Here is a 207-nt window from a genome sequence, read left to right on the forward strand (position 1 = left end):
TTCCGTACGTCGCATATTGTCTGAGAACGAACCGCGGATTATGCTCAACGACGGGGTCGTTTCCTATAATGATCGCCCGATTCTTCATCATCTGAGCTGGCGGGTAAACCCAGGGGAACACTGGCAGATTGTCGGTCCAAACGGTGCGGGAAAATCAACGCTGCTCAGTTTAATCACCGGCGATCATCCGCAGGGCTATAGTAATGA

1 protein-coding gene is annotated in these 207 nt (G+C 51.7%); it reads left to right on the top strand.

What is annotated here, in order from left to right; all coding sequences use genetic code 11:
* Nucleotides 1–207 (top strand): ATP-binding cassette domain-containing protein (locus FDX22_RS26300; RefSeq protein ID WP_146718010.1); only part of this gene is annotated, 207 nt, incomplete at both ends.

The organism is Citrobacter sp. TBCS-14, from assembly GCF_005280805.1.
Taxonomy (GTDB): Bacteria; Pseudomonadota; Gammaproteobacteria; order Enterobacterales; family Enterobacteriaceae; genus Citrobacter; species Citrobacter gillenii.